Here is an 18985-nt window from a genome sequence, read left to right as displayed (position 1 = left end):
GCGGGCTTGCTCGCGAATAGGGAGTGTCAGGCAACATCACTGCAACTGACACACCGCCTTCGCGAGCAAGCCCGCTCCCACAGGGGACCTGTGTTGTTGCCAGTAAAAAAGGCGCGCCACCCAATGGGTGGCGCGCCTTTTGGTGAAGCGGCCGAGGCTTAGCTGCCCGCCACCGTCATCCGTTCGATCAGCACCGAACCGGTGCGAATGTTGCTGCGCAACTCCAGATCGTTACCCACGGCGACGATCTGCTTGAACATGTCGCGCATGTTGCCGGCGATGGTCACTTCCTGGACCGCGAACTGGATTTCGCCGTTCTCGACCCAGTAACCCGCCGCGCCCCGGGAGTAATCGCCAGTGACCATGTTCAGCCCCTGCCCCATCAACTCGGTGACCAACAGCCCGCGTCCCATGCGCCGCAGCAAGGCCGCCTGGTCTTCATCGCCATGGGTGACGAACAGGTTGTGCACGCCACCGGCGTTGGCGGTGCTCGGCATGCCGAGCTTGCGGCCGGAGTAGGTGCCGAGGATGTACGACACCAGCTCGCCTTTTTCGACGAACGGTTTGGCGTAGGTTGCCAGACCATCACCGTCGAACGCTGCGCTGCCCATGGCCTGCATCAGATGCGGACGCTCGTCGATGGTCAGCCATTCCGGAAACAGCTTCTGACCGAGAGTGCCCTCAAGGAACGAAGACTTGCGATACAGGCTGCCGCCGGAAATCGCCGACAGGAAACTGCCGAACAGCCCCCCGGCCAACTCTGCAGAAAACAGCACCGGCACCTCGCAAGTCGGTACCGGACGCGCGCCCAGACGGCTCGCCGCCCGCTGCGCGGCACGCTGGCCGATGCTGACCGGATCGGCCAGAAGATTGCCCTGCCGATTCACGTCGTACCAGTAATCGCGCTGCATCTGGCCGTCCGCTTCGGCGATCATCACGCAGCTCAAGCTGTGACGAGTAGATGCGTAACCGCCGATGAACCCGTGGCTGTTGCCATAAACCCGGCAGCCCTGGTGGGTGCTGAGGGTCGTGCCGTCGGCGTTCTTGATCCGCGCGTCGGCATCGAAGGCCGCCGCTTCACAGATCAAGGCTTTTTCGATGGCCTGCTCCGGGGTGATGTCCCATTCGTGGAAAAGATCGAAATCCTGCAGGTCCCTGGCCATCAGCGCGGCATCCGCCAGGCCCGAGGCTTCATCTTCGGAAGTGTGCTTGGCGATGGCCAGTGCAGCGGCGACCGTTTCGCGAATCGCCTCCGGACCACTGGCCGAGGTGCTGGCCGAGCCTTTGCGCTGGCCGACGTACAGAGTGATGCCAAAACCCTGATCGCGGTTGAATTCAACGGTTTCGACCTCACGCTGACGCACCGAAGTCGACAAGCCCTGCTCCAGGGACACCGCCACCTCACAGGCACTGGCGCCCTGACGCTTGGCTTCAGCGATGATCTGCTCGACTTGCTCCTGCAGTGCCGGCAATGCTTGTGGGCCGACGCTTTCAACTGCACTCATGCTGTTCTCCACTCAAATTCTGCTTTCGGTAACGGTCATCGAGCGACCGGGCCGGACAAGCGGCCCCCGACTGGTTATCATGGCGGCGTTTCTTTGCGGACGGCCACCATGGTTGATTCTTACGACGACTCCCTCGATACGGGAGAAAAAAGCAAATCCCAGGTCAAACGCGAGCTGCATGCTCTGGTTGACCTTGGCGAGCGCCTTACAACACTCAAGCCTGACTTGCTGGCAAAACTGCCCTTGACCGACGGAATGCGTCGGGCTCTGGCCGATGCGCCCAAGCACACCGCGAACATCGCGCGTAAACGGCACCTTCAGTTCATCGGCAAATTGATGCGCGATCAGGACACTGCCGCCATTCTGGTTCTGCTCGATCAACTCGATGCCTCCACCCGTCAATACAACGAACGCTTCCATAACCTGGAGCGCTGGCGCGATCGTCTGATTGCCGGCGACGATGCCGTTCTGGAAAAATTCGTCGTCGACTACCCGGACGCGGACCGCCAGCAATTGCGTTCCCTGATCCGTCAGGCCCAGCATGAGCTTGCGCAAAACAAGCCTCCTGCTTCCAGCCGTAAAATCTTCAAGTACATCCGTGAGCTGGACGAGACTCAACGCGGTCTGCGTTAATTCTCGAATCGGGTGAGCTGCCTCGCAGCTCACCCGCAGCCTCACTTCTTACGACCCCGTGCCACCCACGGTGATCGCATCAATCTTCAGCGTTGGCTGGCCGACACCCACCGGCACCGACTGCCCATCCTTGCCACACGTGCCCACGCCGCTGTCCAGCGACAGGTCGTTACCGACCATCGACACTTTGCTCATGGCTTCCGGCCCGTTGCCGATCAGCGTTGCGCCTTTGACCGGGGCAGTGATCTTGCCGTCCTCGATCAGGTAGGCCTCGCTGGTGGAGAACACGAACTTGCCACTGGTGATGTCCACCTGACCGCCACCGAGGTTGGCGCAGTAGATGCCTCGTTTCACCGAGGCGATGATTTCCGCCGGATCGCTTTCGCCGGCGAGCATGTAGGTGTTGGTCATGCGCGGCATCGGCAGGTGCGCGTAGGATTCGCGACGGCCGTTACCGGTACGCGCCACACCCATCAGGCGGGCGTTGAGCTTGTCCTGCATATAGCCCTTGAGCACGCCGTTTTCGATCAGCGTGGTGCACTCGGTCGGCGTGCCTTCGTCATCGACGCTCAATGAGCCACGGCGACCGGCCAGGGTGCCGTCATCGACGATAGTGCACAGCTTCGACGCAACCATCTCGCCCATGCGACCGCTGTAGGCCGAACTGCCTTTGCGGTTGAAGTCGCCTTCCAGACCATGACCGACCGCTTCGTGCAGCAGCACACCCGACCAACCGGAACCGAGTACCACCGGGAGGGTACCGGCCGGTGCCGGAATGGCTTCGAGGTTCACCAGCGCCTGGCGCAACGCTTCACGGGCATAGCCCATGGCGCGGTCTTCGCCGAGGAAATAACGGTAATCGGTCCGCCCGCCACCGCCATGACCGCCGCGCTCGCGGCGACCGTTCTGTTCGACGATCACGCTGACGTTGAACCGCACCAGCGGGCGCACATCCGCCGCCAGACCGCCGTCGGTGGAAGCCACCAGAATCCGCTCCCAGACACCGGCCATGCTCACGGTGACTTGCTGGATGCGTGGGTCGAGGGCGCGAGTCGCGGCGTCGACGCGCTTGAGCAAATCGACTTTCTCGGCACGGGTCAGTACTTCCAGGGGATTGTCCGGCGCATACAACTGCGCGACATCCTGGCTGGTAAAGGCTTGTACCGTGCCGTGTTGGCCGGCCCGGGAAATCGAACGGGCGGCACGCGCCGCCGCGCCCAGGGCTTCAAGGGTGATGGCATTGCTGTAGGCAAAACCGGTTTTTTCACCCGATTGCGCGCGCACGCCCACACCTTGGTCAAGGTTGAAGCTGCCTTCCTTGACGATGCCGTCTTCCAGCGCCCAGGACTCGGAGATCTGCCCCTGGAAATACAGGTCGGCCGCATCGATGCCCGGCCCGGCCAGATCGCCGAGCACGCCTTGCAGGCTCTCGATCGTGACGCCACCGGGCGCCAGCAGGTGTTCACTGACTGAGGACAACAACTCGCTCATATGCTTTACGCCTTAAATTCGTCGTTCTGATGCAGGTCGCTGGGCGCCCTGCGAGAAAAAGCGCCGGTGACTGGACACCGGCATCCGCGCCCGGATGGACGCCTGTTCGCTGCTGTCGCGTTCGGCCAGCAGCACGGCCTCGCCTTGATCCTTTTGCGCCAGCACGCGCCCCCAGGGGTCGACGATGGCGGCATGGCCAAAGGTTTCCCGCGGCCCCGGATGCGTCCCGCCCTGGGCAGCCGCGAGCACGTAACACTGGGTCTCGATGGCCCGCGCACGAATCAGCACATCCCAGTGCGCCGCGCCGGTCACCGCCGTGAAGGCCGAAGGGGCGGTAATCAGTTCCGCGCCGGCCGCGCGCAATTCGCTGTACAACTCGGGAAAGCGCAGGTCATAGCAGACCGTCAGGCCGACCCGGCCGACGGGCGTGTCCGCCACGACCACTCCGTTGCCATAAGCATAGTCATCGGATTCACGATAACGGCCACGATTGTCCGCCACGTCGACGTCGAACAGGTGCAGTTTGTCGTAGCGCGCCACCGTTTCGCCTTGGTCATCGACCAGCAACGAGCAGGCATGCGCCTTGGCCGTCGGCTGATCCACCGGCGGCAACGGCAATGTACCGGCCACAATCCATAACCTGAGGTCGCGTGCGGTCTGTTTCAACCAGGGCAGGATCGGGCCTTCGCCCAGCGCTTCAGCGCGGCCGATGTCGGCCACGTCGCGCCGGCCCATGGCGGCGAAGTTTTCCGGCAAAACCGCCAGTTTCGCGCCACCGGCGGCCGCCTGTTCGAGCAGCCGACGAGCCTGGGCCAGATTGACCAGCACATCGCTCTGGCTGACCATTTGAATCACCGCTACAGACATGGCGCACTCCTGGAATCGTATGCGGCCATGCTACTCCATAGGCTTGCCGAGTGCCTTTTCAATAGGACCTCAAAAAGCCTTGTCGAAGGTGATTTTCGGCTCTTTCCATGGTCCCTTGACGGTGTACTTCACACTGGCGAAACGGGCGACCCGGTCACCGATCAGCTTGTCGATCAGGAACAGCGCCCCGCCGACCGCCGGTGCACCGACGATCAACGCGGCAATCGGCAAGTTGTTGGTCACCGGCAAGGTCACCATCAGTTTCGCATCGATCTGATCGGCCACCATGTTCAGGGTGCCGTCGAGTTCGATAGTGCTCGACGGCCCCGTCAGCCGGATCGGCTCTCGGGTGACATACACGCCGTTCGTCCCGACGAGCAGCCCCTTGACCCGGTCATAACTCAGGCCTTTGCCGAACAGGTCGGAGAAGTCCAGGCGCAGGCGCCGGCCGATGGAGTTGAAGTTGAGCAAACCAAATACCCGCAACGCCTGGGCACTGCCTTCGACCTCGACGAACTGACCCTGATTGAGCGTCGCATCGAGCGTGCCGGAGAAGCGTTTGGTCGCCACCCAGGCCGGCGAGCCTGGCCAGCGACCATCGACATCCATATAAAAGTCCTGGCTGGTGACGCTCGGCGCAAACCCCCAGCCCTTGAGCACATCGGCGAGGTTCTTGCCGCTGATGCGCCCCTTGTACCAGCTGTTGCTGGCACCCGGCGCACCTTCCCAGCCACCGCTGCCCACCAAGAGCATGCCCTTGAGGCCCAGATCCAGCGAGTTGAACACGATGCCCTTGTCCGTCGGACGAATCTTCAGCGACCAGCCCCCCACCAGATCCTGGCCCTGGAACAACTGATTGATGGTGATATCCATCGCGGGAATCTTCGTCGGGTCCACCGACGCCAGCGGATCCGGCGAGTTTTCATCGGCCTGCACGGCCGGGTCCGGCGCGGGCAGGCGCACGGTTTGCAGATTGATCGTGATGGGCGTGGCCTTCGAATCAGGAAGGTTTGCGCTGCCTTTGATCTGCTGGCTGTTGAGTTGCAGCGCCCAGGCGGAAGGCTTGCGTGTCACCTGGATCGAAGCCTGATCGAGCGTGGTGCCGATACCGCTGAGCTTGCCCACCTTGAAATCCGCGCCGCTGAGCAATTGCTTGGCACTGCCGCCGGGGTCCTGTCCGGCGTATTTATCCACCAGATCCTTCCACGGGCCCACGTCCAGCTCCGATAGCACACCGCGTATCCGCAGGCCTTTGGTGCCAGGCAACACGGCCTCGCCGCCACCGAGGAACAAATCTCCGCGACCGTCGGCGAAATTGCCGGCCGGGGCGGCGAACGTGAAACTCGCCAGATCCCCGTAGTTGACCCAATAGCGCCGCTCGTCGCCCTGCAAGGTCATGCGGAACGTCGTGTCGCGCCCGGTATCGGTGGTCATGCCGAATGGTGCGGGCAAATCGACGGCCACGCCCTTGAGGCTGGAATTGACCAGCAATTGGCTATCTGGGCCATTCAGGGTCAATTGCAGCTGATAAGGAATCACGCCGGTCACCGGCAGAGGCTGGGTCACCTGCAGCCAGTCGGTCAGCTTCTTGACCTCGACCTGGCCCGACGCGGTCACCCGGGTATTGAGTTTACCCGGGCTGCCATCGGCAAAAATCTGCGCGGTGACCGGTTTGTCGAACGCCCGTGCGCTGATGTTCTGCCCGCTCAGGCCTTTGCCACTGTCAAAACGGAAGTCACCATTGAGCTGAGTCAGTTCCAGCACGGGTTCGGCCAGCTTCAAGCGTGCCTTGGCGGTCTTGAAATCGACGAGGATCTTCGGCTCTTCGCCTTTTGCCAGGGGAATATCCAGCTTCAACTTGCCTTGCAGGTCCCCTTCGCCTTCCCAGCCGGCGAAGGTTGCTCCGGTGCCGATCGGCGCTTGCTGGAGGATTTTCAGGCCATCGCCCAAACCGCCGGCAAATCCGCCATCGAGGAACAAATGAACGTTCTGCCCGGCCGGCACGTGAGGAATGTTGACGTAAACATCGTTGACCTGGGTGTCGAGCAACTGGCCCTTGCTGGCCAGAACCCGTACGCCGCTGTCTTCGACAAACACATCGCCGCTGACCTTGCTGACATGGGGCCAGCCCGGCTGGAAGGCCAGTTCGGCATCGTGAACCTTGAAGTACAGGCTGATGCTGCGATCCACGTCTGCGGCACCGTGGTTGAGCGACCCTTGATACTGGAAGAAGCCTTGATCCACCGCGCCCTTGAGAATCGCGGTGCGCAGCCATTCGTCCAGTGCCGGGCTGAGGACCTCCGGCAAGTACTTGGCGGTGTAGCGACCGTCACCGTCGACCAGGCCGACCCGCAGGTCCATGTAGTCTTCCTGGGTGTGATCGAAATGCAGGCGAATCAGGAAGTCGCCGGCAATCTTGCCTTCCTCGCCCAGCACTTTCAGGTATGGCGCGATCAGGGTGAAACTCTCTTTATCGAGCTTCCAGGTCAGCCGCGCATTGGCCTGGATGTACTGCCATGGCTTGGCGAAGATCGGGTCCAGGTGCAGCATGAAATCCTTGCTGTCCATGCGCAGTTCGCCCTGTCCCAGGTCACCGCTGATGCTGCCGCTGACATTTCGCGCCGCCGGCGCACCGTGATAGGCATCGAAGCCTACCTGGTCGAGGTTGGCGGCAAAGCCGAACTTGCTGTCGTCGGTGGCATTGGGACGGAAGTCAACCAGCACGTTACGCAGGCCACCCGTGACCTTGAGCCGCTCGACGACCGTGGCAAAACCTTCTGGCAATGGCGCCAGCGCGTTGAGCAGCGGGGTCAGCGGAGTGAGATCTACCCGGTCGGCTTGCAGGTGCCAGAGCTCTTTGGTTTTATCGGTGGCCGCGCTTTGCGTGAGCTGCAGATGCGTTTCCCAGCGGGTCTCGCCGAGGTTCATCGCCAGGGAGTCCAGAGTCACCTGCACGCCTTCGGCATTGCGCTGGAAATAACCGTTGAGCGCCAGGTTGTTGATCTGGATCGGCTTGCGCTCGGCAAACGCGCCCTTGAGTTGTGGCGCGTTCAGGCGCACTGCCGCGCTTTGCAAGGCGCCTTTGCCCCAGGTCGCCCACAGTTCGCCGCCAGCCTTGATCTCGGAGAAATTCCATAGCTGGCTTACGCGCTCGGGCAACCACTTCGACCAGTCGCTTTGCGGCAGGCTCAGGTAGACCTCGGCCTCACCGTCCTGCCATTGGCTGGCACGAATGCGGGTACGCAGACTCATGGCCACCGGTTGGCCGTCCGGCAGGGTCAGGCGGGCGTCGAGTCGCTGCCGCGACGCACCGGTTTTCAGATTGAGACCGACGTAGGTCAGGGTCATCGGCGAATGTGCGAATGGCTGCAAAGTCACCTGACTGTCGAGCACCGACAGCTGCTGGATCATCTGCATGCGATTGAGCAACTGTTCCGGATCGGTGGGTTGATCCTGTTGCACCGGCAAACCTTCCAGAGCCCATTGACCGTCGTCGCTTTCCTTGACGCTGATCCTCAGGCCGCTGAGTTGCAGATGAGCGATGCGTACCTGACGGGCCAGCAGACTGGCCCAAAGGTCCGGCACCGCGCGCACCTGATCCAGGTGCAGGGCATTGGCGCCCTCGCCGACCGTCACGTCGCGAGCCATCAATATGGGGGCGAATCCACTCCAGTTGCCTTCGAGCTCGCCGATCTGCAACCGCATGCCCAAGGCATCGCTGGCTTTGGTTTCGATGTCGGCACGGTACTCGGCGACCAGCGGCGTCAGCTCCCGGCCAAGGCTGACGTAAAGCGCCATCAACACCAAAACCAACGCGCACAGGCCCAGACCCCAGCGGGTCAGTGCGGCCAAAATGCGTGTCAGACGGTCCATGTCAGGTGGCTCCCATGGCAAAAGTTTTGCAAAAAGCTGAGGCCAGCCATTCTCGAACAATCAAAGCGAAACGCTTCAGAGCAGCACCACGTCGTATTGTTCCTGGGAATACATGGTTTCGACCTGGAAACGAATGGTGCGCCCGATAAACCCTTCCAGCTCGGCGACGTTGCCCGATTCTTCGTCGAGCAGGCGGTCGACAACTTTCTGGTTTGCCAATACACGATAGCCTTCCGCCTGATAGGCGCGAGCCTCACGCAGGATTTCGCGGAAGATTTCGTAGCAGACAGTTTCAGGGGTCTTGAGCTTGCCGCGTCCCTGACAGGCATTGCACGGCTCGCACAACACTTGCTCAAGGCTTTCGCGGGTGCGCTTGCGGGTCATCTGCACCAGGCCCAGTTCGGTAATACCGATGATGTTGGTCTTGGCGTGATCGCGCTCGAGCTGTTTCTCCAGCGTGCGCAATACCTGGCGCTGGTGTTCTTCATCTTCCATGTCGATGAAGTCGATGATGATGATCCCGCCGAGATTGCGCAGGCGCAATTGCCGGGCAATGGCCGTCGCGGCTTCGAGGTTGGTCTTGAAGATGGTTTCTTCGAGGTTGCGATGGCCGACGAACGCCCCGGTGTTGACGTCGATGGTGCTCATGGCTTCCGCCGGGTCGACCACCAGATAACCGCCGGACTTCAGCGGGACCTTGCGTTCGAGTGCTTTCTGGATTTCGTCTTCGACGCCATACAGGTCGAAAATGGGTCGCTCACCCGGGTAATGTTCCAGACGATCGGCAATCTCGGGCATCAATTCGGCGACGAATTGCGTGGTTTTCTGGAAGGTTTCCCGGGAGTCGATGCGGATCTTCTCGATTTTCGGGCTCACCAGGTCACGCAGGGTGCGCAGCGCCAGACCGAGGTCTTCGTAGATCACGCTGGGCGCGCTGATGGTTATGATCTGGGCGCTGATCTGATCCCAGAGCCTTCGCAGGTAGCGGATGTCCATGAGGATTTCATCGGCGCCGGCACCTTCGGCTGCCGTGCGCAGAATGAAACCGCCGGCTTCCTTGATCCCTTCCTTGGCCACGCAATCGGTGACCACTTGCTTGAGGCGTTCGCGCTCGGCTTCGTCTTCGATCTTCAGGGAGATACCGACATGGGCCGTGCGAGGCATGTACACCAGGTAACGCGAAGGGATCGACAACTGAGTGGTCAGGCGCGCGCCTTTTGAACCGATCGGGTCCTTGGTGACTTGCACCACCAGGCTCTGGCCTTCGTGCACCAGTGCACTGATGCTCTCGACCGCCGGGCCTTCGCGCAGGGAAATTTCCGACGCATGAATGAATGCGGCCCGGTCCAGGCCGATATCGACGAATGCCGCCTGCATCCCCGGCAAGACCCGCACGACTTTGCCTTTATAGATATTGCCGACGATCCCGCGCTTTTGCGTACGCTCGACGTGGACCTCTTGCAGGACACCGTTTTCGACCACCGCCACGCGCGACTCCATCGGCGTGATGTTGATCAGAATCTCTTCACTCATGGCAGGGTCTCGTTCAGGCATGTTCACGATAATGGCCGCATCTGTTCAGGACGACGCTTAAAGCGCGTTCAGGGGTTGCCAACAGGGTATGCCGAAATGGCCGAGCAGTTCCGCGGTTTCGCACAGCGGTAGTCCGACCACCGCTGAATAACTTCCATTGAGCCCGGCGACAAACACCGCACCCAGTCCTTGAATGCCATAACCGCCCGCCTTGTCCCTTGGTTCACCGCTGGCCCAGTAGGCTGCGGCTTCGTCACGACTGATATCACGAAAACGCACGCGACTGGTGACCACCCGGGACTCGCACCGTTCGCCATCGAGCACGGCGATCGCGGTCAGGACTTCATGCTCACACCCTGACAACATCATCAGCATGGCGCAGGCATCCGCCTGATCAACCGGTTTGCCGAGTATTTTTCCATCGAGCACCACGGCGGTATCGGCGCCGAGCACGCAGAACGGTGCGCCGGACACGACAACGCCGCGCCCGGCCTCGGCCTTGCCGCGCGCCAGACGCTCGACATAGGCCGTTGGGGATTCCTGGAATACAGGGGTTTCATCAAATTCCGCACTGACGGGGCAGAACGCAACGCCGATCTGCGTGAGCAGTTCACGCCGACGTGGCGAGCCAGAGGCGAGGTACAACCGTTTCATCAAGACCTCTCCCTGTCTAATGCCTGAGCGAATTAATTGATTTTGTAGCGTCGACGCAGTCCGCGCAAACCGAAACTGATCCAGGGCCAGAGCAATGCGCTGACCAGCGCCGGCAATACCAGCGCCAGCGTTGGCTGGCGATTGCCGGTCAAGGCGCTGAGCCACAGCTGTACAAGCTGGGCGAGGCCGAAGATCACCAGGATCACCAGGCTCTGCTGCCACATCGGGAACATCCGCAGACGTTGTTGCAGCGCCAGTACCAGGTACGTGATGAGGGTCAGGATCAAGGCGTTCTGCCCCAGGAGCGTGCCGTAGAGCACGTCCTCGGCCAGGCCCAGGCAAAACGCCGTCACCATCCCGACGGTCTGCGGCAGGTTCAACGCCCAGAATGCCAGCAACAAGGCCAGCCACAGTGGGCGCAGGATTTCCATGAATTGCGGCAGAGGCGAAACGCTCAAGAGCAGACCGACGGCGAACGTCAGCCAGACAATCCAGCCGTTTCGGGATGCTTTTACACCGGCCATTATTCTCTTCCCACAGGAGTGGCCGGCGCAGAGGCCGGCGGCTTGGCGGCAGGCTTCGCAGCAACGGGCTTGGTGGCCGGCGGTTTAGCGGCCGCCGGTTTGGCTGGCGCGGTGGCCGGTTTTACCGGCGCAGCGGTTACCGGGGTCGCCGTGGCAGGTGCAGCAGGCGCCGCGGGTGCAGCGGCCGGCACAGCCGGGGTGACCAGTTTCGGCACCGTCGCCGGAATGATTGGCCCGCCGCCCTGTGCATCCAGGCTTTCCTGGGCCTGGGCCGCATCGTTGGCGCGTTCTTCCGGAGTACGGGTGTCGCTGAAGACCAGCAACAGGTAGCGGCTGCGGTTCAATGCGGCGGTCGGTACCGCGCGGACGATGGCGAACGGCTGGCCGGAATCGTGGATCACTTCCTTGACCGTCGCTACCGGGTAACCCGCCGGAAAGCGCTGACCGAGACCGGAGCTGACGAGCAAATCACCTTCCTTGATGTCGGCGGTGTCAGCCACGTGACGCAACTCCAGGCGCTCCGGGTTGCCGGTACCGCTGGCAATCGCCCGCAGACCGTTACGGTTTACCTGAACGGGAATGCTATGAGTGGAGTCGGTCAGCAGCAGAACGCGGGAGGTATAAGGCATCAACTCCACCACCTGCCCCATCAGACCACGGGCATCGAGCACCGGCTGGCCGAGGACCACGCCGTCGCGCTCACCTTTATTGATGATGATGCGATGGGTGAAGGGATTGGGGTCCATGCCGATCAACTCGGCCACTTCGACCTTTTCATTGACCAGGGCCGAAGAGTTGAGCAACTCACGCAGCCGAACGTTCTGCTCGGTCAGGGAGGCAAGCTTCTGCATGCGCCCCTGCAACAGCAGGTTTTCGCTTTTGAGTTTTTCGTTTTCGGCGACGAGTTCGGTCCGGCTGCCAAACTGACTGGCAACGCCTTCCCACAGTCGTCCGGGCAGGTCGGTGATCCAGTAGGCGTCCATCAGCACCAGCGACATCTGGCTGCGTGCGGGCTTGAGCAGACTGAAACGGGCATCGACCACCATCAGCGCGACCGATAGCACGACCAGCACCAACAGGCGCACGCCCAGTGAAGGGCCCTTGGTGAAAAGCGGTTTAATAAGCCGCTCCTCCCAGGCAAATGTTCTGTTTATTCATACGGCAGCAATCCGGCCTGGATGCAGACTGACAGAAGATAAACGCGAACAGGCAGCACTGCAAAGTGCCGCCTGCGCGCTCAACAGCATAGAGGCAATCCGGCGACTTACTCGCTGGAAAGCAGGTCCATGGTGTGTTTATCCATCATTTCCAATGCACGGCCACCGCCGCGAGCAACGCAGGTCAGCGGGTCTTCGGCAACGATCACCGGCAGACCGGTTTCCTGGGCCAGCAATTTGTCCAGGTCACGCAGCAGGGCGCCACCACCGGTCAGCACCAGGCCACGCTCGGCGATGTCGGAAGCCAATTCCGGCGGCGATTGCTCCAGGGCGCTTTTCACGGCCTGAACGATGGTTGCCAAGGACTCTTGCAGAGCTTCCAGCACTTCGTTGGAGTTCAGGGTGAATGCGCGTGGAACGCCTTCGGCCAGGTTACGGCCACGAACGTCGACTTCGCGAACTTCGCCGCCCGGGTAGGCGGTACCGATTTCCTGCTTGATGCGCTCGGCGGTGGATTCGCCGATCAGGCTGCCGTAGTTGCGACGCACGTAGGTGATGATCGCTTCGTCGAAGCGGTCGCCGCCAACGCGGACGGATTCGGCGTAAACCACACCGTTCAGGGAGATCAGCGCGATTTCGGTGGTACCACCACCGATATCCACGACCATCGAACCGCGAGCTTCTTCAACCGGCAGGCCGGCACCGATCGCAGCGGCCATTGGCTCTTCGATCAGGAATACTTCACGGGCACCGGCACCGAGGGCCGATTCGCGGATGGCGCGACGCTCAACCTGGGTGGATTTGCATGGAACGCAGATCAACACGCGAGGGCTCGGCTGCAGGAAGCTGTTTTCGTGAACCTTGTTGATGAAGTACTGCAGCATTTTTTCGCAAACGCTGAAGTCGGCGATCACGCCGTCCTTCATCGGACGAATGGCAGCAATGTTGCCCGGTGTACGGCCGAGCATGCGCTTGGCTTCGGTGCCGACAGCAACGACACTTTTCTGGTTACCGTGTGTCCGAATGGCCACAACGGAGGGCTCATTCAGGACGATACCGCGCTCGCGCACGTAAATAAGGGTGTTGGCAGTGCCCAGGTCAATGGAAAGATCGCTGGAAAACATGCCACGCAGTTTCTTGAACATGGGAAAGGGACCCTAGGCAACGCGTGGGTAAAAAAGTGCGGCAAACTCTAACAACGACAGGGATTTTGGGCAAGGCGCCAATATGTTAAATTGGCCGCTTTTCTGTGCACCAAGCCCCACAATCGCGGCCTTATGACCGTAGAAGTGCGGTAGTGTTCCGACAATCTAACACACGGACGCCGTCCGTTTTGTTTTCCACTGGAGAATCCCAATGGCGCTTGAACGCTCCGACGTGGAAAAAATCGCTCATCTGGCCTGCCTTGGCCTCAATGATGCCGATCTTCCACACATCACTTCGGCCCTCAACAGCATTCTCGGGCTGGTCGACGAAATGCAGGCGGTCAATACCGACGGTATCGAACCGCTGGCCCACCCACTGGAAGCCAGCCAGCGCCTGCGCGCAGACGTCGTGACCGAGACCAATCACCGCGAGGCCTACCAGTCCATCGCACCAGCGGTCGAAAACGGCCTGTACCTGGTTCCGAAAGTCATCGACTAATAGGGAAAGAGCCTGCAATGCATCAATTGACTCTGGCCGAGATCGCCCGCGGACTCGCCGATAGAAAGTTTTCCTCCGAAGAGCTGACCAAAGTCCTGCTGGCGCGCATCGCCCAGCTCGATCCGCAGCTCAACAGTTTCATCAGCCTCACCGAGGACCTGGCGCTGACGCAGGCGAAAGCCGCCGACGCCCGCCGGGCCAATGGTGAGAGCGGCGCCCTGCTCGGCGCGCCGATCGCCCACAAAGACCTGTTCTGCACCCAGGGCATTCGCACCAGCTGCGGCTCGAAGATGCTCGACAACTTCAAGGCACCGTACGACGCCACGGTCGTCGCCAAGCTGGCCGCTGCCGGGGCCGTGACCCTGGGCAAGACCAACATGGACGAATTCGCCATGGGTTCGGCCAACGAGTCGAGCTACTACGGCGCGGTGAAGAACCCGTGGAACCTCGAACACGTACCGGGCGGTTCGTCCGGCGGCTCCGCTGCGGCAGTTGCCGCTCGTCTGTTGCCAGCCGCTACCGGCACCGACACCGGCGGTTCAATCCGTCAGCCGGCGGCCCTGACCAACCTCACCGGCCTGAAACCGACGTACGGTCGCGTTTCGCGCTGGGGCATGATTGCCTACGCCTCCAGTCTCGATCAGGGCGGCCCGATGGCGCGCACCGCCGAAGACTGCGCAATATTGTTGCAAGGTATGGCCGGCTTCGATCCGAACGACTCCACCAGCATCGATGAACCCGTGCCGGACTACAGCGCCAGCCTTACCGGCTCGCTGCAAGGCCTGCGCATCGGCGTGCCGAAAGAGTATTTCAGTGCCGGTCTCGACCCGCGCATCGCCGAGCTGATCCACAACAGCGTCAAGGAGCTGGAAAAGCTCGGCGCCGTGATCAAGGAAATCAGCCTGCCGAACATGCAGCACGCGATTCCTGCGTACTACGTGATCGCCCCGGCGGAAGCGTCCTCCAACCTGTCGCGTTTCGACGGCGTGCGCTTCGGCTACCGCTGCGAAAACCCGGTCAACCTGATCGACCTGTACAAGCGTTCCCGTGGCGAAGGCTTCGGGCCGGAAGTGCAGCGCCGGATCATGGTCGGTGCCTATGCACTGTCCGCCGGTTACTACGACGCCTACTACCTCAAGGCGCAGAAGATCCGTCGCTTGATCAAGAACGACTTCATGGCAGCCTTCAATGAGGTCGACATCATCCTCGGCCCAACCACGCCGAACCCGGCCTGGAAGCTTGGCGCCAAGAACAGCGACCCGGTTGCCGCGTACCTGGAAGACGTCTACACCATCACCGCCAACCTCGCAGGTCTGCCGGGCTTGTCCATGCCTGCAGGTTTTGTCGACGGCCTGCCGGTCGGCGTGCAACTGCTCGCCCCGTATTTCCAGGAAGGTCGCCTGTTGAACGTTGCCCACCAGTATCAGTTACACACTGACTGGCACACCCGCACCCCAACCGGCTTCTGAGGAGACACACATGCAATGGGAAGTCGTGATCGGGCTGGAGATTCACACCCAGCTCACCACCCGGTCGAAAATCTTTTCCGGTAGTTCCACCACCTTCGGTTCCGAGCCGAACACCCAGGCCAGCCTGATCGACCTGGGCATGCCTGGCGTGCTGCCGGTGCTGAACCAGGAAGCGGTGCGCATGGCGGTGATGTTCGGTCTGGCGATTGACGCCGAGATCGGCCAGCACAACGTGTTCGCCCGTAAAAACTATTTCTACCCGGACCTGCCCAAGGGCTACCAGATCAGCCAGATGGAATTGCCGATCGTCGGCAAGGGCCACCTGGACATCGCCCTGGAAGACGGCACGGTCAAACGTGTCGGCATCACCCGCGCGCACCTGGAAGAAGACGCCGGCAAGAGCCTGCACGAAGAATTCAGCGGCGCCAGCGGCATCGACCTGAACCGTGCCGGCACGCCGTTGCTGGAAATCGTTTCCGAGCCGGACATGCGCAGCGCCAAGGAAGCCGTGGCTTACGTCAAGGCAATCCACGCGCTGGTGCGTTACTTGGGGATTTGCGACGGCAACATGGCCGAAGGCTCGCTGCGTTGCGACTGCAACGTGTCGATCCGTCCGAAAGGCCAGGTCGAGTTCGGCACCCGCTGCGAGATCAAGAACGTCAACTCGTTCCGTTTTATCGAGAAGGCGATCAACTCCGAGATCCAGCGTCAGATCGAGCTGATCGAAGACGGCGGCAAAGTCATCCAGCAGACCCGCCTGTACGATCCAAACAAGGACGAAACCCGTCCGATGCGCAGCAAGGAGGAAGCCAACGACTACCGTTACTTCCCCGATCCGGATCTGCTGCCAGTCGTGATCGAGAGCTCGTTCCTCGATGACGTGCGCGCCACACTGCCAGAATTGCCGCCGCAGAAACGCGAGCGTTTCCAGGAACAGTTCGGTCTGTCGGTCTACGACGCCAGCGTCCTGGCCACCAGCCGCGAGCAGGCCGATTACTTCGAGAAAGTCGCGAGCATCGGCGGCGACGCCAAACTGGCGGCGAACTGGGTGATGGTCGAACTGGGCAGCCTGCTCAACAAGCAAGGCCTGGACATCGAAGAGTCGCCGGTTTCCGCCGAGCTTCTGGGCGGCATGCTGCTGCGCATCAAGGACAACACCATCTCCGGCAAGATCGCCAAGGTAGTGTTTGAAGCGATGGCCAACGGCGAAGGCAGCGCGGACGAGATCATCGACAAGCGCGGCCTCAAGCAAGTGACCGACACCGGCGCCATCTCGGCGGTGCTGGACGAAATGCTCGCGGCCAACGCCGAGCAGGTCGAGCAATACCGCGCCGCAGACGAAGCCAAGCGCGGCAAGATGTTCGGCTTCTTTGTCGGCCAGGCCATGAAAGCCTCCAAAGGCAAGGCCAACCCGCAACAGGTCAACGAACTGCTCAAAAGCAAGCTCGAAGGCTGATGAGAATGGAGCCAGTTCTAAAATCTGGCTCCATTCCCTGTGGGAGCGGGCTTTTGTGGCGAGGGGGCTTGCCCCCGCTGGGTCGCGAAGCGGCCCCAATTTCCGGATTCGGTTTGCATCTAACAAATCGTGTTTCGAAATTTTGGGACTGCTACGCAGTCCAACGGGGGCAAGCCCCCTCGCCACATTGGCTCTATCCCACATTTGTTTCGGGAAACCTTCGAATGAAACGTCTGCTCGGCGCCTGCGCCCTCCTCTCGCTGCTCGCCGGTTGCGCCAGCACCGACACCGTCGACCCGCACGGCTACGACAAAACCGGCGTGGCTTCGTACTACGGTGCCAAACACCAAGGCAAACGCACCGCCAGTGGCGAGCGTTTCGACAAGAATTCCATGACCGCCGCCCATCGCCAGCTACCCTTCGGTACGCGGGTGAAGGTGACCAACCTGAATAACGACAAATCCTGCGTGGTACGCATCAATGATCGTGGGCCGCACACCCGTGGCCGTCTGATCGATCTGTCCCACGAAGCCGCCGAACGCCTGGGCATGCTGCGCAGCGGCACCGCACGGGTTCGCGTGCAAGCCCTCGACGACTGACCGATGGAGCCCCGACCATTTTCGGACTAGCCGATTTGCCCCTGATCAGCGTGATCGAATTGCTCAGCGGATTGCTCCTGCTGATTGTCGGCGCCGAATTGATGGTCCGCGCCGCCGTCCGCATTGCCGCGCGGCTGCACATACGTCCGCTGATCATCGGCCTGACCATCGTCGCCCTCGGCAGCAGCGCACCGCAGATGGCGGTCAGCCTGCAAGCGACCCTGGCGCACAACGCCGACATCGCCGTCGGCAGTGTGATCGGCAGCAGCATTTTCAACATCCTCGTCACACTTGGGTTATCCGCGCTGATCATTCCTCTGCGAGTTTCCCGGCAACTGGTGCGCCTGGATATTCCGCTGATGATCGGCGCCAGCCTGTTAGTCTTCGTACTCGCCTGGAATGAAGAGCTGACCCGTGCCGACGGCGTGATGTTGCTGGCGGCACTGGCGATTTACCTGGGCCTGTTGCTGCGCCAGTCACGACATTCGGCGCGGCCGGTATCGAGCCACGACCACCACGCGCAAGCACCCTGGCTGAGCAGCCTGCTGATGATCGTCGCCGGGCTGGCGATGCTGGTATACGCCGGACACTTGCTGCTGGGGGCCGCCGTTGCGGTCGCCACCGATCTTGGGTTGTCGGAACGGATCATCGGCCTGACCATCGTCGCCGTCAGCACCTCACTGCCTGAACTTGCCACTTCGTTGATCGCCGCAATGCGCGGCGAGCGCGAAATTGCCGTGGGCAACGTGATTGGCAGCAACCTGTTCAACCTTTTGGGCGTGCTCGGCTTTACCGCGCTGGTGGCGCCGTCGCCGCTGTCGGTGTCGCCCAACGCCTTGGATTTCGACCTGCCGGTGATGCTCGGCGTCGCGGCGCTGTGCCTGCCGGTGTTCTATTCCGGCTACCGGGTGACCCGCGCCGAAGGCCTGCTGTTTCTGGGTTTGTACCTGGCGTATGGGCTGCACGTGGTGTCGTTCACCACCGGCATGCCACTGGCCGGCAAGCTCGAACACTTGATGCTGTTTTTCGTCCTGCCGGCGCTGGTGGCATTTTTGCTGTTCACGTCGCTACGCGCCTGGCGTCGCCAACACCATAAAAAGGAAGCCCCATGACCGAGAATAAAAAAACCGGCGTTGAAGTTCGTCGCCAAGTGATGGGCGACGCCTTCGTCGACCGCGCACTGGGCAACGCCACCGAGTTCACCCAGCCGCTGCAGGACTTCGTCAATGAACATGCCTGGGGCGGCGTGTGGAATCGCGAAGGCCTGCCGCTGAAGACCCGCAGCCTGATCACCCTCGCTGCCCTGACCGCACTCAAGTGCCCGCAGGAATTGAAAGGTCACGTGCGTGGCGCGCTGAACAACGGTTGCACCGTGGAGGAAATTCGCGAGGCGCTGCTGCATTGTGCGGTGTATGCCGGTGTGCCGGCGGCGATCGATGCGTTTCGGGCGGCGCAGGAAGTGATCGACAGCTATCAAAAACCTGAGTGACTGATCTGGCGCTTTCGCGAGCAAGCCCGCTCCCACAGGGTGAATGCTTTCCAATGTGGGAGCAGGCTTGCTCGCGAAGAGGCCCTGAAGA

The 18985-nt window shown here is 61.5% G+C and carries 16 protein-coding genes; 7 read left to right on the top strand and 9 right to left on the bottom strand.

Annotated elements, in window-relative coordinates; genetic code table 11:
- Positions 1–158: 158 nt before the first annotated feature.
- Positions 159–1505 carry a metalloprotease PmbA gene (pmbA, locus tag QMK54_RS04180; RefSeq protein ID WP_223589151.1) on the bottom strand — a complete coding sequence of 449 codons (1347 nt, stop codon included), beginning with the start codon at positions 1503–1505 and terminating at the stop codon, positions 159–161.
- Between the two features lie 108 nt (positions 1506–1613).
- Between pmbA and yjgA the strand changes: the two genes are divergently transcribed.
- Positions 1614–2138 (top strand): ribosome biogenesis factor YjgA, encoded by a 525-nt coding sequence (gene yjgA / locus QMK54_RS04175; protein WP_008046139.1) that lies wholly within the window; start codon positions 1614–1616, stop codon positions 2136–2138.
- A 48-nt stretch (positions 2139–2186) separates the two neighbouring features.
- Here yjgA and tldD read toward each other — a convergent pair whose 3' ends face one another.
- The 8 genes from tldD to mreB form a co-directional block, all read right to left on the bottom strand.
- Entirely contained in the window at positions 2187–3629 is a 1443-nt protein-coding gene (gene tldD, locus QMK54_RS04170; RefSeq protein ID WP_046040036.1) for a metalloprotease TldD, read from the bottom strand.
- A gap of 12 nt (positions 3630–3641) precedes the next feature.
- The gene (locus QMK54_RS04165; protein ID WP_110659497.1) at positions 3642–4496 is read right to left on the bottom strand and encodes a carbon-nitrogen hydrolase family protein; all 855 of its coding nucleotides are present in this window, start codon (positions 4494–4496) and stop codon (positions 3642–3644) included.
- A gap of 69 nt (positions 4497–4565) precedes the next feature.
- Positions 4566–8369, bottom strand: a complete 3804-nt coding sequence (locus QMK54_RS04160) for a YhdP family protein (protein ID WP_320402117.1) — start codon at positions 8367–8369, stop codon at positions 4566–4568.
- 75 nt (positions 8370–8444) lie between these two features.
- Positions 8445–9902 (bottom strand): ribonuclease G, encoded by a 1458-nt coding sequence (gene rng / locus QMK54_RS04155; protein WP_110659499.1) that lies wholly within the window; start codon positions 9900–9902, stop codon positions 8445–8447.
- Between the two features lie 57 nt (positions 9903–9959).
- Positions 9960–10556 carry a Maf family protein gene (locus QMK54_RS04150; protein WP_320402116.1) on the bottom strand — a complete coding sequence of 199 codons (597 nt, stop codon included), beginning with the start codon at positions 10554–10556 and terminating at the stop codon, positions 9960–9962.
- A 32-nt stretch (positions 10557–10588) separates the two neighbouring features.
- On the bottom strand, positions 10589–11080 hold the full coding sequence (gene mreD / locus QMK54_RS04145; protein WP_103394147.1) for a rod shape-determining protein MreD: 492 nt from the start codon (positions 11078–11080) through the stop codon (positions 10589–10591).
- Complete coding sequence (mreC, locus tag QMK54_RS04140) at positions 11080–12153, bottom strand: rod shape-determining protein MreC (RefSeq protein WP_411740832.1); 1074 nt, start codon at positions 12151–12153, stop codon at positions 11080–11082. The genes mreD and mreC overlap by 1 nt, the downstream gene beginning before the upstream one ends.
- Positions 12154–12344: 191 nt before the next feature.
- Positions 12345–13382: a rod shape-determining protein MreB gene (gene mreB, locus QMK54_RS04135; protein ID WP_002555108.1), complete on the bottom strand. Its 1038-nt coding sequence runs from the start codon at positions 13380–13382 to the stop codon at positions 12345–12347.
- 211 nt (positions 13383–13593) lie between these two features.
- On the opposite strand from mreB, the gene gatC reads away from it, so the two are divergent.
- The 6 genes from gatC (at position 13594) to QMK54_RS04105 (ending at position 18894) form a co-directional block, all read left to right on the top strand.
- Complete coding sequence (gene gatC / locus QMK54_RS04130) at positions 13594–13881, top strand: Asp-tRNA(Asn)/Glu-tRNA(Gln) amidotransferase subunit GatC (RefSeq protein WP_007901429.1); 288 nt, start codon at positions 13594–13596, stop codon at positions 13879–13881.
- 17 nt (positions 13882–13898) lie between these two features.
- Positions 13899–15350, top strand: coding sequence for an Asp-tRNA(Asn)/Glu-tRNA(Gln) amidotransferase subunit GatA (gene gatA, locus QMK54_RS04125; protein WP_320402115.1), 1452 nt, complete (start codon positions 13899–13901; stop codon positions 15348–15350).
- A gap of 10 nt (positions 15351–15360) precedes the next feature.
- Entirely contained in the window at positions 15361–16806 is a 1446-nt protein-coding gene (gatB, locus tag QMK54_RS04120) for an Asp-tRNA(Asn)/Glu-tRNA(Gln) amidotransferase subunit GatB (protein ID WP_110662669.1), read from the top strand.
- Between the two features lie 224 nt (positions 16807–17030).
- The gene (locus QMK54_RS04115) at positions 17031–17405 is read left to right on the top strand and encodes a septal ring lytic transglycosylase RlpA family protein (RefSeq protein WP_110663336.1); all 375 of its coding nucleotides are present in this window, start codon (positions 17031–17033) and stop codon (positions 17403–17405) included.
- A 50-nt stretch (positions 17406–17455) separates the two neighbouring features.
- Positions 17456–18517: a calcium/sodium antiporter gene (locus QMK54_RS04110; protein ID WP_320402887.1), complete on the top strand. Its 1062-nt coding sequence runs from the start codon at positions 17456–17458 to the stop codon at positions 18515–18517.
- Positions 18514–18894 carry a carboxymuconolactone decarboxylase family protein gene (locus tag QMK54_RS04105; RefSeq protein WP_007976475.1) on the top strand — a complete coding sequence of 127 codons (381 nt, stop codon included), beginning with the start codon at positions 18514–18516 and terminating at the stop codon, positions 18892–18894. The genes QMK54_RS04110 and QMK54_RS04105 overlap by 4 nt, the downstream gene beginning before the upstream one ends.
- Positions 18895–18985 lie beyond the last annotated feature (91 nt).

Source organism: Pseudomonas sp. P5_109, assembly GCF_034009455.1.
In the GTDB taxonomy this organism is placed as follows: domain Bacteria; phylum Pseudomonadota; class Gammaproteobacteria; order Pseudomonadales; family Pseudomonadaceae; genus Aquipseudomonas.
This window is presented reverse-complemented; position numbering and strand designations above follow the sequence as displayed.

Coding starts and splice junctions, on each gene's coding strand:
- QMK54_RS04105 (WP_007976475.1), top strand. CDS start 18,514: ATGACCGAGAATAAAAAAACCGGCGTTGAAGTTCGTCGCCAAGTGATG.
- gatA (WP_320402115.1), top strand. CDS start 13,899: ATGCATCAATTGACTCTGGCCGAGATCGCCCGCGGACTCGCCGATAGA.
- mreD (WP_103394147.1), bottom strand. CDS start 11,080: ATGGCCGGTGTAAAAGCATCCCGAAACGGCTGGATTGTCTGGCTGACG.
- tldD (WP_046040036.1), bottom strand. CDS start 3,629: ATGAGCGAGTTGTTGTCCTCAGTCAGTGAACACCTGCTGGCGCCCGGT.
- rng (WP_110659499.1), bottom strand. CDS start 9,902: ATGAGTGAAGAGATTCTGATCAACATCACGCCGATGGAGTCGCGCGTG.
- gatB (WP_110662669.1), top strand. CDS start 15,361: ATGCAATGGGAAGTCGTGATCGGGCTGGAGATTCACACCCAGCTCACC.
- QMK54_RS04115 (WP_110663336.1), top strand. CDS start 17,031: ATGAAACGTCTGCTCGGCGCCTGCGCCCTCCTCTCGCTGCTCGCCGGT.
- yjgA (WP_008046139.1), top strand. CDS start 1,614: ATGGTTGATTCTTACGACGACTCCCTCGATACGGGAGAAAAAAGCAAA.
- QMK54_RS04160 (WP_320402117.1), bottom strand. CDS start 8,369: ATGGACCGTCTGACACGCATTTTGGCCGCACTGACCCGCTGGGGTCTG.
- QMK54_RS04150 (WP_320402116.1), bottom strand. CDS start 10,556: ATGAAACGGTTGTACCTCGCCTCTGGCTCGCCACGTCGGCGTGAACTG.
- QMK54_RS04165 (WP_110659497.1), bottom strand. CDS start 4,496: ATGTCTGTAGCGGTGATTCAAATGGTCAGCCAGAGCGATGTGCTGGTC.
- gatC (WP_007901429.1), top strand. CDS start 13,594: ATGGCGCTTGAACGCTCCGACGTGGAAAAAATCGCTCATCTGGCCTGC.
- mreB (WP_002555108.1), bottom strand. CDS start 13,382: ATGTTCAAGAAACTGCGTGGCATGTTTTCCAGCGATCTTTCCATTGAC.
- pmbA (WP_223589151.1), bottom strand. CDS start 1,505: ATGAGTGCAGTTGAAAGCGTCGGCCCACAAGCATTGCCGGCACTGCAG.